At 64.3% G+C, this 12,844-nt stretch carries 23 protein-coding genes; all 23 read left to right on the forward strand.

What is annotated here, in order from left to right:
• The first annotated feature begins 260 nt into the window (after positions 1 to 260).
• Positions 261 to 476, forward strand: a complete 216-nt coding sequence (locus LGY53_RS34705; protein ID WP_225730922.1) for a hypothetical protein — start codon at positions 261 to 263, stop codon at positions 474 to 476.
• A gap of 90 nt (positions 477 to 566) precedes the next feature.
• Complete coding sequence (locus LGY53_RS34710) at positions 567 to 794, forward strand: hypothetical protein (RefSeq protein ID WP_225730923.1); 228 nt, start codon at positions 567 to 569, stop codon at positions 792 to 794.
• 69 nt (positions 795 to 863) lie between these two features.
• Positions 864 to 1,136: a hypothetical protein gene (locus tag LGY53_RS34715; RefSeq protein ID WP_225730924.1), complete on the forward strand. Its 273-nt coding sequence runs from the start codon at positions 864 to 866 to the stop codon at positions 1,134 to 1,136.
• 74 nt (positions 1,137 to 1,210) lie between these two features.
• On the forward strand, positions 1,211 to 1,954 hold the full coding sequence (locus LGY53_RS34720; RefSeq protein WP_225730925.1) for a hypothetical protein: 744 nt from the start codon (positions 1,211 to 1,213) through the stop codon (positions 1,952 to 1,954).
• Positions 1,955 to 2,054: 100 nt separating this feature from the next.
• The gene (locus tag LGY53_RS34725) at positions 2,055 to 2,543 is read left to right on the forward strand and encodes a hypothetical protein (RefSeq protein ID WP_225730926.1); all 489 of its coding nucleotides are present in this window, start codon (positions 2,055 to 2,057) and stop codon (positions 2,541 to 2,543) included.
• Between the two features lie 248 nt (positions 2,544 to 2,791).
• Complete coding sequence (locus LGY53_RS34730; RefSeq protein WP_225730927.1) at positions 2,792 to 3,028, forward strand: hypothetical protein; 237 nt, start codon at positions 2,792 to 2,794, stop codon at positions 3,026 to 3,028.
• A gap of 134 nt (positions 3,029 to 3,162) precedes the next feature.
• Complete coding sequence (locus LGY53_RS34735; RefSeq protein ID WP_225730928.1) at positions 3,163 to 3,636, forward strand: hypothetical protein; 474 nt, start codon at positions 3,163 to 3,165, stop codon at positions 3,634 to 3,636.
• Entirely contained in the window at positions 3,633 to 4,247 is a 615-nt protein-coding gene (locus LGY53_RS34740; RefSeq protein ID WP_225730929.1) for a hypothetical protein, read from the forward strand. Before LGY53_RS34735 ends, LGY53_RS34740 begins: the two co-directional genes overlap by 4 nt.
• Complete coding sequence (locus tag LGY53_RS34745) at positions 4,244 to 4,468, forward strand: hypothetical protein (protein ID WP_225730930.1); 225 nt, start codon at positions 4,244 to 4,246, stop codon at positions 4,466 to 4,468. The genes LGY53_RS34740 and LGY53_RS34745 overlap by 4 nt, the downstream gene beginning before the upstream one ends.
• 109 nt (positions 4,469 to 4,577) lie before the next feature.
• Positions 4,578 to 5,198 (forward strand): hypothetical protein, encoded by a 621-nt coding sequence (locus tag LGY53_RS34750; RefSeq protein WP_225730931.1) that lies wholly within the window; start codon positions 4,578 to 4,580, stop codon positions 5,196 to 5,198.
• Positions 5,199 to 5,359: 161 nt separating this feature from the next.
• Complete coding sequence (locus tag LGY53_RS34755; protein WP_225730932.1) at positions 5,360 to 5,518, forward strand: hypothetical protein; 159 nt, start codon at positions 5,360 to 5,362, stop codon at positions 5,516 to 5,518.
• A 281-nt stretch (positions 5,519 to 5,799) separates the two neighbouring features.
• Complete coding sequence (locus tag LGY53_RS34760) at positions 5,800 to 6,792, forward strand: hypothetical protein (protein WP_225730933.1); 993 nt, start codon at positions 5,800 to 5,802, stop codon at positions 6,790 to 6,792.
• Between the two features lie 117 nt (positions 6,793 to 6,909).
• Complete coding sequence (locus tag LGY53_RS34765) at positions 6,910 to 7,569, forward strand: hypothetical protein (RefSeq protein ID WP_225730934.1); 660 nt, start codon at positions 6,910 to 6,912, stop codon at positions 7,567 to 7,569.
• Positions 7,566 to 8,099, forward strand: coding sequence for a hypothetical protein (locus LGY53_RS34770; protein ID WP_225730935.1), 534 nt, complete (start codon positions 7,566 to 7,568; stop codon positions 8,097 to 8,099). The genes LGY53_RS34765 and LGY53_RS34770 overlap by 4 nt, the downstream gene beginning before the upstream one ends.
• Complete coding sequence (locus tag LGY53_RS34775) at positions 8,092 to 8,430, forward strand: hypothetical protein (protein WP_225730936.1); 339 nt, start codon at positions 8,092 to 8,094, stop codon at positions 8,428 to 8,430. Before LGY53_RS34770 ends, LGY53_RS34775 begins: the two co-directional genes overlap by 8 nt.
• Complete coding sequence (locus LGY53_RS34780) at positions 8,430 to 8,720, forward strand: hypothetical protein (RefSeq protein WP_225730937.1); 291 nt, start codon at positions 8,430 to 8,432, stop codon at positions 8,718 to 8,720. Before LGY53_RS34775 ends, LGY53_RS34780 begins: the two co-directional genes overlap by 1 nt.
• 142 nt (positions 8,721 to 8,862) lie before the next feature.
• Positions 8,863 to 9,438, forward strand: coding sequence for a hypothetical protein (locus tag LGY53_RS34785; protein WP_225730938.1), 576 nt, complete (start codon positions 8,863 to 8,865; stop codon positions 9,436 to 9,438).
• A 16-nt stretch (positions 9,439 to 9,454) separates the two neighbouring features.
• Complete coding sequence (locus LGY53_RS34790) at positions 9,455 to 9,742, forward strand: hypothetical protein (protein WP_225730939.1); 288 nt, start codon at positions 9,455 to 9,457, stop codon at positions 9,740 to 9,742.
• A 303-nt stretch (positions 9,743 to 10,045) separates the two neighbouring features.
• Complete coding sequence (locus LGY53_RS34795; protein WP_225730940.1) at positions 10,046 to 10,582, forward strand: hypothetical protein; 537 nt, start codon at positions 10,046 to 10,048, stop codon at positions 10,580 to 10,582.
• A gap of 79 nt (positions 10,583 to 10,661) precedes the next feature.
• Positions 10,662 to 11,324: a hypothetical protein gene (locus LGY53_RS34800; protein ID WP_225730941.1), complete on the forward strand. Its 663-nt coding sequence runs from the start codon at positions 10,662 to 10,664 to the stop codon at positions 11,322 to 11,324.
• Positions 11,321 to 11,806 (forward strand): XF1762 family protein, encoded by a 486-nt coding sequence (locus tag LGY53_RS44505; RefSeq protein WP_374111278.1) that lies wholly within the window; start codon positions 11,321 to 11,323, stop codon positions 11,804 to 11,806. The genes LGY53_RS34800 and LGY53_RS44505 overlap by 4 nt, the downstream gene beginning before the upstream one ends.
• Before the next feature lie 168 nt (positions 11,807 to 11,974).
• On the forward strand, positions 11,975 to 12,331 hold the full coding sequence (locus LGY53_RS34805; RefSeq protein WP_225730942.1) for a hypothetical protein: 357 nt from the start codon (positions 11,975 to 11,977) through the stop codon (positions 12,329 to 12,331).
• Between the two features lie 97 nt (positions 12,332 to 12,428).
• A complete protein-coding gene (locus LGY53_RS34810) occupies positions 12,429 to 12,794 on the forward strand; it encodes a hypothetical protein (RefSeq protein ID WP_225730943.1) in 366 nt (121 codons plus the stop codon).
• Positions 12,795 to 12,844 lie beyond the last annotated feature (50 nt).

The raw sequence follows: 12,844 nt of genomic DNA on the forward strand, positions 1-12,844 counted from the left end.
TTGCCCGGCTCCGCCGGACAACCACCTACCAACTCCCCCACTCTCCACAACACCCCGCTACGCGGGGTAGAAAGCACGATACTTGTATTCCTTTGCACATCAACAGTATACAGCAAGATCATAACCAAAAAGACTGAAATACAACAAGATTCAAACCACACAAGAGACACGGCAACGGCTACGCCGTCGCCTAGCACGTTACTAAATCGTGACAAATCTTGTTCTAGACTATATCCCCCTTAGGGGGATATAGTTGTTTCATGAGGTTGAACATCACCGCCAAGGACTTCCGCCAGCCCAACGAAATCCTCATCTACCCAATCGACACCAACGCCGGGACGGACGGCCGCTGCCGCTTCGCCGTCTTCTGGTTCGACGGCTGCGGCAGCCTCCGAAGCCAGAATCGCCATGACGACATGGACTTCTACATCCACCGCGTCACGCGCAACAGCAAGCGCCCTTTCCGGCTGATCTAGCAATAGCGCATCTCCAGCAACACCCCCTTGACCCGCTGATCGACCTCAGAGCAATCCAGGTGAACTCGGCGCGACTCGAAAGACAAACCCATGATGACCAGCGACACCAACCCGAGCCCCGCCGACACGATCACCGCACTCATCTTCGGCACCCCGGACCAGCCATCGCTCAAAGATCTCGGATACCAAGCCGCGCGAGCCGCCGGAGGCAACCGCCCGCACACCGAGCGCGAGATTCAGCAATTGCGGGCATTCGCCGAGGCATTACAGCTCGCGCTCACCGCCGTCAACCAAACCCTCAGCGCAGGCCACAGCTGACGCAATCCAAGCACATCCCCACGCGTGCGGAGCCGAATCCCGCACGCCTGCAACATCCCTGGAGTACCGATGAACATCCACGCGCACCACAAAGGCCGCCGAGTCCGCACCCTCGACACCATCACCGGACGCGGATTCGCGCCCAGCTTTCCCGGATGGGACGCCATCGACCACCTCGACCACATGCCGACCCTTGAACCCGGCTGGCTCGGAACCATCACAAACGTCGAATCCCATGCGTCCAACCCCTGGACGCGCTACGCGATCCGCTTCGAAAACGGCGTATGCAGCGGTGGAATCGACCCCCGCCACGTCGAATTCGTGCCTCCCACCGAAGGCTGAGCGCGCGCATCACACAAGCCGCTCGACTGAGCTTCGGAAAACTTCCAGCAACCTTAACTGTCAAGAGGTTCACATTGGCTACCGCGACCACCATCGATGACCGTCTGGTCCTGCCCACCCCGCTCGAGGGCACCTGGCAGACCGGCAAGAAGGCATCCGAAACGCTCACCATCGGCGACTACACCGCCACGCTCACCCCCGACGGCAAGGGCGCCAAACGGACCTACACCCTCACTCGGCGAGGCAAGCAAGTCGACACCGGCACCTTCGTCCGTACCCCGCGAAAGGCCATGAACAAGCTGCTGCACCAGCGCCACTTCGCCGCCCTGCCGACCGGACTGCTCAGCGACTGGCTGACCGCTCTCAAAAACGTTCTGCGCGAACGCGAAGAAGCCCGCTGGACCGACAGCCACGGAGAGATCTGGCGGCGCTGGCAAGCCGTCCTTACCTCCCTCGAAAACCGCTCCCCCGCCGGGAAGATCCTCGAAGACTTCCAGGTCACCGAGATCGACGGCCAGCGCATGCTCACCATCATCATTCGATCGGGCGGTCAGGCCCCGAACCTGTCCCAGCGCAAATGGACCGTCACCGGATGGGCTCCGCTCCACAAAGACGCCCAGTACCCCGAACAGCTCGCCCCGCTCGCCGTCACGCGCGTATCCATCCGGACCACCAGCAGCGACGGCACCGGCGACCACCACTACACCCTCACCGCCGACACCGACTGGGGCCACAAGTTCGCCCACGCCGTCACCCGCACCGCCGCCGAACTCGCGCTCTACCTGCAAGCGGTCGACACCGACTGCCTGTCCAACTAACCAGCGCGTCGGCGCTGACTTCCCCGCACCGAGGTGCGCCCGCTCGGGGGCGCACCTCCGGCATCCCTCCATTCCATACCCGGAGAAACAGCCCTACACCATGACTTTCACCCGACTCGATCCCACCAAGACCGCCGACGAGTACCACGCGCTGGCCGCGGAATCACGCCACGGCCGCGACAGCGACGCGCGCCCCGAGACCGCTGTCCTGCGGTGTCAACCGGTCGCCGACGCGACCGTACGCCTTTACCAGCAATTAGCCAGCCTCGCCGAAAAGGGCGGCTACGCAGAGTTCTTCGCCGTCGCCGACACCGAGAACCGGCTGTACCCGGGCAAATGGATGCGTAGCCGACGCTTCGGCAACAGATACGCCGTTTTCGACCTCGACGACACCGAGATGACCGGCTCCGTCGTGCACTGGACCACCGGCCGGGCGCTCTCCCTTCGACGATGCGGCCTGCGGCCAGTGCTAGTGCGCCGCAAAGTCGCCGGAGTCCAAGGCAGCGGAGAGGTCGTCATCACCTACACCCCGATACCCGAAGGACCGACCTTCGACCCGGACGCCGAAATCATCGGCGACGCCGAATAACAACCCATCTCGCCCGGCGACACCAAGCACATCCTCGGCGGCTCCGTCGGCCCCACGCTGTGAGCCTTTGACCAGCGTTAACGACACGTCCCCTCTACTTCGCGCAGTTGGTCACCTCGCGCACGCGACCGTGCGCGTCTGCGGGTCTCGCATCCTCGACACATCGCGGGTGCACGCATTCACAAACCCGTGTGGCGCTGCCCACGCCTGCGCAACCAGTAACCCCCTGAACCGCAAGGACTTTCACCATGACAGACGACTATTTCGACGACGAAGACGATTCGATCGAGGACCAGTTGGTGCGGGAACGCACAGCCGCCGAGCAGTTGGCGCATCGGCTGGGGCTGCTGGCCAAACAGATCCGCCACGACCTGGCGAAGGGCACGATCCCGCAGGCAGGCGAGGCAACCAAAGTCGCCCAGGTGCTCGACAACACGCTCCAAGCCTGCTCCTTCCTGCGCCATCTCAGCGACCCAGACCATTAGCCCAATCCTCCGTGTGGCGAATTCCCTTCCACCGAAAGGTCTTTCACCTTGATAGCCATCGCGCCTAGTCTGCCCACTACCGATCATGATTCCCGAAAATCAGTGCGGGAGTGCGTGGTTCGACAGGAGTCCTAATGACTGCCTACGACGATCTTCTCGACGACATCCACACCGCACAGCGCGTGCTCGAGCGCGGCACATCCCAACACTGGCCCGCCACGACGTTCGACTGGCGGATCGACCACCAAGCCCGGCTGTTCGTGCACTGGGTCGACGGCCCGACCGTCATAGCGGTACGTGAACTCGCACTCGGCCTGCCCGAGCATCTGCACCACGTCCTCGACGCCATCAGCCTGCTGCGCAATATAGGCCCGCACGGACGCGACCAGATCGTGCAGCGCACCGAAAGCTCCTATCTCGTCAGCGTGCCGCGCACGGCCGCCGGAGCAATCGACTGGCTCGCCGCTGCCCGCCAGCGCGTCGAAGTGCCCCACCGCGACAACCGACAACTCCATCCGCCTGGCGTCGCGTTCGGCAACCTCGCCGAAATCCTGCGCCGCGCATTCGATTCCACCTCCTTCACCACCCCTGAGGCAACCAACCGATGAGCACTCCCCCACAGCCGACGGCCGCCGCCGACACCCACCAGATCCCCGTGAAAGACCTCCGGCCCGGAGACGAAATCCCCCACCCCGGCTACTTCGGCGGGGCCGCAACCGTCATCCGGACAACCCCGGAACTCGATCGCGACCACACCGAATGGGTCGCGGTGCGGTGTATCGGCGGCTACATCGTGCCGTTCGACTCCTGGGACTCTCCTATCGACATCGTCTCCACCAGCAACCGGCACGGCGTGCGCCGGAGCGCCAGCGCGCCGACCGAGCCGTTCGTCATGCCCAAAACAGTGGCGGGCCTGGTCGATACCGCGATCGCCTACCGGCGCGGCGTCGCGCTGACCCATGGCGCATCCAACAGCGGCAATCCCTTCGTGGAATTCACCGCCAGGTGGTGCCCACCCGGCTGCGACGTAGCCACCGAACTCCGGCTCACCTGGCACACCCACAAGACCGGCAGCTACCGGTTCTTCTCCGGACTCGCTCGTGGCTACAGAGCGGGCTGGCACGACATCAACGCCAAGCAGGCACGGCGGTTCCTCACCGGCGAATTGTGCTTCGGCCGCGGATTCCCTTACACCGCAACCTCGGAGGACATGCGATGAGCCGCCACGCAAACGAACACAGCATGCAGATCGCCGAAACAGCCTCGGCGGCCTGGTATTCCAACGCCGCGCATATTAACGGCGACATCCTCACCGAACCCAACGGCCCCGCCATCGAGCAACCCAATCTCGCTCGCGCCCTGGAGAACTTCCACACCGTGCATTACTCCGCACAACTCCTTGCCGCCGAACGACACCTCACCCGGCGGCATGCCGCATAACCACCGCCACCGTCGAGCCCGCCGTTCGCGCCGCTTAGCACCGAAAATCCGCCTCTTACAGGCGAAATGGCATGTCCCCTTCAGCCCGAACCATCAGGAGGCACCCCGCATGCGCACCTACGGCACCATCACGATCCCAGCCGACAGGCTGATCGCGTTGACCATGGGCATCAAGGCACGCAACACCTTCGGTCACCTCATCATCGACGGACACGGAATAGGGCATCACCTGTACCGGACCGCTACGATGGCCGACGCCACGTGGACGGTTCTCTACGAGGCCGTCTCGGCTGATGACCACGGTGATCACCTCATAATCGCGATCGAGATCACCGAAGGCAGCCACGCCACCGACGACAACACCGAGTGGTCGGAGCTGTTGCAGCTGCTCGTCACCCACGGAGCCACCGGAGAGTTCACCCACGACAACGATGACGAGCGGTGGCGAACTCGCCTGACCGACGGTGCAGTCCATGATGACGACGCGCTGGAGGGCTACCGCGGCGACACCATCGCCTACGTCGGCCAGATGCAGGCCGCCCCAGGACATCGCCTGGACTTCCTGATCTCCGACTCCAGTTGGGACGTGGTGATCACCGCGCTGCTGACCGAATTACGTTCCCGTCCCGACGCTGGGCCACAACCCGATTCCGCCGATGAACCCGCCTTGCTCGAGATCTGGTCCCGCCGGGCCGGAATCGCTTGGACCATCCACCCCGTCACCGCCTGACATAGACCTCGGTGTGCCACATATCCATCTCCCGAGTGCTGCCCTGACTTCGGCTGCGCCACAGCGACTTTCGAATGTGAAGCGCTCCCCGGCATGGAGGAATCATGCAGTAGATCGACCAGCGACGCCTGATGAGTGACAACCGCCGATAGGAGGCAGATATGGCAAGGATGATGCGCGAAAACCGCATTCTCGGTCGACACGACCTGCGCGGTGAGGGGTTTCGCGGCCGAGCTCGCGAGAACCGCGAGTGGCGATCCGACTGGGAAGCCGAAGCCTTCGACTACTACCCGAAGCGCTACTTCCTCGGATACAAGTAGGCCCAGCTGATCTCGGCCCCTTCCTGGGGCCGAGCAATTCATGCCGCAACGGCTGGTTCCCCGAACCTCCGATGGACAAGCACTCGCCGATGAACCGGGGCGGCATTCACCAGAACAGCGTGGCCGATCCAGCAGCGCGCCCGCTCGCCGATGTCGTACCGCGTTCGGCTGCGCCTCAATGACTTTCGAGTGCCGAGCACTCACCTGAGACGAAGGAATCATGCACTACATCGCCCTGGAGATCTTCCGCACAGGCCGGCGTTCATCAGCGCGCCCGCGACTTGGTGGCGCTCGCGGCCGCCGAGAAGGGCACTGCCGAGCGGCTCACCGACATGGCGGTAGGTCCGGGGCTCTCGGTCGACGGCCTCGACATCACCGTCATTGACCTGCACTGCCACGCCGCGAGCGAGATGAACATGGCCGGTTTCACCGAGTCGATTCCCTACCTGGTCGGTCGGATCGGTGAAGACGATGTCGAGCAGTTGCTGATCGCCGCCGCCCGGCCACCCACCGTCGACCCGGTGAGTAACGGGGACCTGTCGTTCTCCCAGGTCACGGTCATGAACCGCGCCTTGGGGCCGAACGCGCTGCTGGCGGTCGGAACACCTTGTCCATGCCGCTATCTCCGTGCGCGGCAACCATTTTCGAACACCCTCGGAGGTGACTTCATGAGCAACGACAAGATCGCTTTGCCTACGGGGTGGAGCATCCGTATCACCTGCACCCTCGATATCTACGTCCTCACGCTGCTCGACGAGCGCGAGCTCTACCGGCTTCACGGGTATCTCGGCGGGCAACCGCGCATCGAGGGGTACAACGTCACGGTCACCGACATCGAGGCCATCGCCGATCCGCGGATGCGTGACCGCGCCCAGGATCTGCTCGACGCCTATGTCGAGCGTGTGCGGGTCGCCCAGGGCAATATCGACGAGTTCGTCACCGCGGTACCCGATTTCGAACTCGTCATCGACCAGCTGCGCGACACCCTCGGCGCGGCGCTCACCGTCACCGTCGACCCCGACCGGCTCACCGCGGTCGCCACCGTGCGCGCAGCCGGGCTGGGGGCGGCTGCGGTAATGGCGCTGCTCGCAGCGTGGGTCGATGCCGATCACATCGACCCGGTGGCCGAGGGCACCTCGCTGGAACTCGACGAGAGCACTTTCGCCCTCACCGCGGTCCTCGACCAGACACACGCCATCCGGTTTCTCACCTGGTATCGCGGCAACGAGCCCCTGAGCAGCGGAAACGACACGTCCCTCGCCGATGTCGCGTAGCGCCCGCGGCGCCACCGAACCGCTCGGCCGCAGCGGAGCAGAGCCGACTACCACGCCCCGTCACGATCCTAAATCGCCGCCACCACAACATCTTTCGTAATCCAGGAGACCACCGACATGACCGTGATGACCAGCCGAGCAGCCACCGATCGGCCCCCGCACGATGCCCTGGGCATCGACTCGCTCACCTTCCTCGATGCTGTGCGCGCAGTCGTGGATTACAACTGGTCCGAGGAGAGCACGGACTTCCGGCGCCACGACGACGGCCAGGACCACATCTTCCGGTCGCTGAGCACGCTCGCGCGCTGGCTCGACATCAGCATCACCCGACCCCGGTACCGGCTGCCAGAACACTTGCGCGGCAGCATGATCGGCGGCTACAGCGCCGAGACGGTCAACCGTGTCCTCGGCGAGCTCAGCGATCTGTCCGACCTGTATGTGGTGTGCGTATGGGAGCTGTTCGATGATTTCTACGGCGGAGACAGCTGGTTCTACATCCAGAGCCGCTACCAGCTCTACACTCTCGGCGGTGACCTGTGGGCCTGGCTCAACGACCAGGCCCCCAACGGCCCGGGGCTGCCCGCCAGCTGGATAGGCGACCCCGTTCTGGACGTCCGCCTCAGCGACCTCGGCGGCGACGGGCAGCACAACTTCGCCATACGACCCGCCCTGAACAGCGGAAACGACACGTCCCCTTCTCCCGGACATCGGGCCGCCAGCGTCGTGCCGGCGCTCGATGGGTTCCGTGCCGCTGTGTCTGCCGCAGGGCCGCGATGACGCCCGCGACACCCACCGCCGAACAGTCGATGAGTTCGGCCCAGTTCTATGCGCTCGCCAGCGCCGACGACACCGGCCGCCTGGCTGTCACCGACCGCCGGACCCTGCACGCGCTGGCCCGGCGCGGATGGGTGTACCGCCAACGCGTGCGTAAGAAGTCCTGGTGGGTGATCACCGACAGCGGCCGGGCCGCCTACCAGAACTCTCCGCGTGTTCGCCCGCCGCGCGTGCGCCCACACTGGCCCAGCTACTGGGACGTCCAGCGTCTCGCGCACGCCTGGTATCTCGCCGAAGGCCACGAAATCATCCGCCCCGCACACGGAATGCTGTGGCGCGTCCTGTGCCCGGCCACCAGCTCCGATGAGCCCCTCGGCCACTGCGACACCCTTGCCGAAGCAGTCGAACTGCTCGTCCAGCACCACCTCCACCACTGCACGTGCGCGCCACCGCTATCCAATCCCGCAGCACCCGAATCGAATTCGCCCATCCGCGACGCGACGCGCGCCGATATCGAGGAACCTCATGCCTGATACTCACTCGACCACACCGGGCAGTCCGCGCCGGTTCGAGCTCGGCCAGCAATATCGGCTACCCGAGCTGCGGCCCGGCACGATCGTCGTCCGGGAAGCCAACTTCAGCGGGCAGTCGATCGTCACCGGCAGCCCCTGCTGCCGTCGCCTCACCAAACTCCACCTCATCGATCTGCACCGGCAGATCACCCAGCGCGCCAACGGATTTGCCGTTGGCGACGACCATTCGCGCCGCTGCCTCGAATGCCGCGCCCGTTACCGGCTGCGAGTGCCCGCCAACACCATCGCCGAGCTCTACACCGTGTCCACCGTCGAATGGAAAGTCAGCTGATGCGCGCTGCGGCGGTCTCCGACCGGGTGATCCATCACCTGATCAACCTGTGCGAGCGGATGCGCGCCCATCACCCCACCAAGAAAGCGCGCCAGCTGGCCACCGCGCGATTCGAAACAGCATGCCAGATCACCGCATACGTCACCGGCGTCGACAACTGGACTGTCGTATGGCTGTCGGTGTCAGCTGCGCTCGACACGAGCGGCAGACAGTTGCACGGTGCCGCGTCCGGAACCGTCGCCCGAGACCAGCGATTGGCCCATCTGATCCACGCTATCGCTGTCACGTGAACCGATCACACCCTCGCTAACAAGCCATTTCCGTTGGAGCACAGGGATTTTCGATCCGATCGACGTTGTTGGCAGCGGGCCACGATTCGGGGCCACCCTCCGAATATTGACTATATCCCCCTAAGGGGGATATAGTCAATCCATGACGACGACCACAGCCCCGCAAATGCAGAACGCGGACATCGACGGTTACATCTGGATTCTCGAAAACCGCTACGACCACGCAACGCACGGGTTCGTCGTCAATGTGTATGCCGATAAAAACTCGGCATACACCGATTTCGTCGCCACTGCACGGAGGGGCAATTACCGCATACGCCGACAAGGGGAAATTCTCAAAATGCGTGGAGCGAATTTCTCCAATTTAACTCTCCGCCAGTACGTGGTCATCTCGCTGCCCACTGTCGACCACGACGCCGAACGCTCTGCGAGCGAACCGACCGACACTACCTGGATCTTCGAGGCACGAGCCCACGGCGAGTCCAGCGCGGAGATCATCGACGTCTATACCGACGAGAATACCGGCAGCACCGCGTTCAACACGATGCTGCGCGACAGCTCGAGGACCTTCACCGTCACTTTCCCCAACGGCGCATACACCACCGTCCTCGGCGGCTACGAATACAGCCTCACCCCTCACCGGCACGCCTGCGTACTCGTCGACCCCACCACCGATCCGGACGAGCTGGTCCGCGATTACATCGCGCAGAACCACTGACCCGAGGAAATCACCCGTGGAATCCATTGACCCGAAATCGGCACTCGCGGAAGCACTTCGCGATGCCGAGAAATACAGATGGACCGTCACAGCGGACACCCTCGTTTACGAATTCCGGCGCCGCCGTGGCCGTTCGGTAGAACGCGTGCGAGTGATGTTCGACGTGTACGGGCGGGTCGTATCCGGCAGCTGGTCACCAACACTGAACGGCATCGGTGGCCTGGCTGCACCTGGTCGCGGCAAACGACAGTGGATCCGCGGTCGGCTCGCGGGCGTGCCGATAGAGAAGCTGAACAACCAATAGCGCTGCCGTAGAAGGCAATTCGGGCACCTTCGCCCGAATGCCAGACTCGCGCTGAACACAGCGCCATCGCCGGGGAGGGTTGGCCAACCACCATGCCGGGCCACTCGACCAGCAACTAACTGCGGCAACGGCACTCACGTTCCGACGCTAGTTGAGGCCAGCACCTCCCAAGTATCAGTATCGCCCTTGGGTCCGGCTCGTCTGCGGGGACCGCGAATAACGCAGGAACGCAACGACAACGACCCGGCTGATGACACGCAGACAATCCCCCGAGAAGGCTCGCCGAAAGATCCTTTGCCATGAGTGACCGCCCCGAACCACGCGACGACCTCGACGACGACCGCCGCCATCTCCTCGACGTCTACACCAGCGTCAATCCCCACCACGCCGACACCATGGCCGCGCTGCTGGCCCACAGCCCAACGCCGCCACGGCAACCGGCCACCCGCCCCGGACGGTGTCCTGCCACCCGAACTACGCGGCGCACTCGCAGGGAACCCCACCCCCGAACAGATCAGCACCGTCAGCGAAGCCATCCACCACCACACCGGCCAGCACTTGTTCGCGGTCTGGCCCGCCGTCACCGACGCCGGCCTGCACGGCACCCCCACCTACTACCTCGACCACGGCAATGGCGACCCCTACACCCTCACCCACACCCTGCACACCTGGCTCACCACTCCCACCGACCCCGGCGACCCCACCGAACCCGGCCACCCCGACACCTGGCCCGACCAGTGGGACATCACCCTGGCCACCAGCTACCAGCACCCCCACCACCCCGCCAACCACGCCATCCACGACCACCGCAGCAACCCCGACGACGAACCCTCCTTCTGACCGCCCACCACCCCGCCCTCACCGCCCAACCCGCGAAACCCGTGACCGCCCAACACAACCGGACACAAGGACCACGCTCGTGAACAACCCCACCACCGAACCACCCGGCCCGGCCGCCGCATACGTCATCGACCACGACCGCCTGGCCCGCGCCGTCGCCCACTACATCCGCGAAGGCGACTACTTCGGCGACCGCCCCTTCGACGGCCACCCCGACTACGACGACAACGCCTGGCGCGCCGAGCTGCTCTGCACCCTGCTCGACCAATGCGCCGCCGACGATGTCCTGACCACCAGCACCGGGCACCCGGTCAGCCTGTACGCCATCGAAGACGACCCCGAACACGCCCCCGACCTACACGGCACCTACCGCTTCACCATCCAACTGCGCGACCACGAAGACACCATCCTGGCCGCCCATACCTACACCGACGACACCACCACCCCTGCCAGCGAATACCCCGACGCCGACCACGCCAGCCCCCTGCCCGACCCACCCGGCCCACCACCACTGCAACGCCTCACCACCGACATCATCCACACCCTCAACCACATCCTCACCACCCTCACCACCACCCAAACCCACACCACCACAACACAATCCACCACCGATCAACAGGCCCTGCTCACCGACTACGACACGATCGCCACCCGCCTGCGCGAACTCGGCGAAACAAACCTCGCCCACACCACCCTCACCCTCCGCCAAGCCCACGCCACCCACATCGACACACGATCATGAGGCGCACACCCGAAAACTCGGCGTCGGCTAAGACGGCGCGATTGAGCTTGTGCCCGGTGTCCTTCGCAGACGCGGCCGATTTCGTTCGGCTGCACCACCGGCACCATGAACCGCCGGTAGGGCACAAGTTCTCGGTGGGGGTCGCGCTCGGCGACACCCTCGTCGGTGTGGCGATGGTGAGTCGACCTGTTGCCCGTCACTTCGACGACGGACGAACACTCGAAGTCGTCCGTTCCGCGACAGATGCGACCGCGAACGCGAACAGCATGCTCTATGGCGCTGTATGGCGAGCGGCGAAAGCTCTCGGCTATACCCGCTTGATCACCTATACCCAGTGCGGCGAGTCGGGAAGTTCACTACGTGCTGCGGGATATCGCGTTGTCGCGCAACGCAAATCGCGCAAAGCGTGGAATTGCCCGAGCCGTCCGCGGATCGACCGCAGCACCGGCCAAGTCGCACGGACTCTGTGGGAGGCGCGGTGATCAGCGCATCCCATCGTGTTCGATCAGCACGACGACGAAGGGGTCGGTCGCGACGGCAGAAGGGTGAGTTGGGTGCGGCCGTCCGCCCCACCATCCACCTGTACTGGCCCACCACCTCACCAGCGTGAAACCCATACCCGACCGCATCAAGACACTGAAAGCAGCGTAATGGCCGACCACCAGCTGAAAGCGGCCGAAATTGCATGGTGGGCATTCGCCACAGCGCCGACCACGAACTGGCCACCCATCTATGACGAGTACGGATTCGACACCTTCGAGGATGTCCGGGACGACTTGACCAAGTCGATGCGCGCCGCCGGGTTCACATTGGAACTGTCGGGTGCCGACGAGGACCTGTGCGACTACGAGTACCGCCTTCTCGATGCCAACCGCGTGGTGGCCGGTCGAGCCTTCATCGTGCATGCCCGAGACGAGATCGAGGACACCAGCAGTTCGACCGCCCCGGACCCACCCGCCCGTGAGGTGACGTTTCCCCGGGCCCGCCGGGATGACCCGCCGTTCTAACCGGATAACGGGCCGAAGCAACGACGCGTCCAGCCCTCGGCGGACGAAACCGTCTCCGGCGCAATGGACGCTGGCCCAATGGCACCAGGGCCTATCGGTGCTGATTCTTACACTGGCCATATCGCAGCGGGCGGACCATGGCAGCGCCACCACAGACGACAGTAGAAGGAGCGAAATGGTTGCAAACGTTCTGTTGGCTATCGCGATATTCGCGGGCTTGGGCGCGGTCGCCGGAACACTATTCGATCGCTGGCGCAACACCAGTACCGAGATCGTCGTCAAAATCCCGGTGTTGGTGGTGTTGGTGGTGCTGGTCAGCGGCACCGTTCGAACAGGGCAGTGGGAGCTAGCCGCATTCGGCATCAGCGTTGTGGCGGGATGGCTGCTGACCGCTGTGGTTATTCCAAAGTTCGCCGACCGCGCCGAGGTCCAGCGCGAGAACGCTCCCGGCGACCGCATGTAGCGGACGTGGGAGAAGGCAGCTGCTCTTGCCGTCCAACAATGGTCGCTCCC

The sequence above is a fragment of the Nocardia sp. JCM 34519.1 genome (assembly GCF_020361265.1).
Classification (GTDB): Bacteria; Actinomycetota; Actinomycetes; order Mycobacteriales; family Mycobacteriaceae; genus Nocardia; species Nocardia arthritidis_A.

Excerpts from the sequence above, each read along its gene's own strand:
- LGY53_RS34735 (WP_225730928.1), top strand. The coding sequence starts at position 3,163 with ATGACTGCCTACGACGATCTTCTCGACGACATCCACACCGCACAGCGC.
- LGY53_RS34765 (WP_225730934.1), top strand. The coding sequence starts at position 6,910 with ATGACCGTGATGACCAGCCGAGCAGCCACCGATCGGCCCCCGCACGAT.
- LGY53_RS34785 (WP_225730938.1), top strand. The coding sequence starts at position 8,863 with ATGACGACGACCACAGCCCCGCAAATGCAGAACGCGGACATCGACGGT.
- LGY53_RS34710 (WP_225730923.1), top strand. The coding sequence starts at position 567 with ATGATGACCAGCGACACCAACCCGAGCCCCGCCGACACGATCACCGCA.
- LGY53_RS34750 (WP_225730931.1), top strand. The coding sequence starts at position 4,578 with ATGCGCACCTACGGCACCATCACGATCCCAGCCGACAGGCTGATCGCG.
- LGY53_RS34715 (WP_225730924.1), top strand. The coding sequence starts at position 864 with ATGAACATCCACGCGCACCACAAAGGCCGCCGAGTCCGCACCCTCGAC.
- LGY53_RS34770 (WP_225730935.1), top strand. The coding sequence starts at position 7,566 with ATGACGCCCGCGACACCCACCGCCGAACAGTCGATGAGTTCGGCCCAG.
- LGY53_RS44505 (WP_374111278.1), top strand. The coding sequence starts at position 11,321 with ATGAGGCGCACACCCGAAAACTCGGCGTCGGCTAAGACGGCGCGATTG.
- LGY53_RS34730 (WP_225730927.1), top strand. The coding sequence starts at position 2,792 with ATGACAGACGACTATTTCGACGACGAAGACGATTCGATCGAGGACCAG.
- LGY53_RS34755 (WP_225730932.1), top strand. The coding sequence starts at position 5,360 with ATGGCAAGGATGATGCGCGAAAACCGCATTCTCGGTCGACACGACCTG.
- LGY53_RS34780 (WP_225730937.1), top strand. The coding sequence starts at position 8,430 with ATGCGCGCTGCGGCGGTCTCCGACCGGGTGATCCATCACCTGATCAAC.
- LGY53_RS34805 (WP_225730942.1), top strand. The coding sequence starts at position 11,975 with ATGGCCGACCACCAGCTGAAAGCGGCCGAAATTGCATGGTGGGCATTC.
- LGY53_RS34725 (WP_225730926.1), top strand. The coding sequence starts at position 2,055 with ATGACTTTCACCCGACTCGATCCCACCAAGACCGCCGACGAGTACCAC.
- LGY53_RS34745 (WP_225730930.1), top strand. The coding sequence starts at position 4,244 with ATGAGCCGCCACGCAAACGAACACAGCATGCAGATCGCCGAAACAGCC.
- LGY53_RS34775 (WP_225730936.1), top strand. The coding sequence starts at position 8,092 with ATGCCTGATACTCACTCGACCACACCGGGCAGTCCGCGCCGGTTCGAG.
- LGY53_RS34705 (WP_225730922.1), top strand. The coding sequence starts at position 261 with ATGAGGTTGAACATCACCGCCAAGGACTTCCGCCAGCCCAACGAAATC.
- LGY53_RS34740 (WP_225730929.1), top strand. The coding sequence starts at position 3,633 with ATGAGCACTCCCCCACAGCCGACGGCCGCCGCCGACACCCACCAGATC.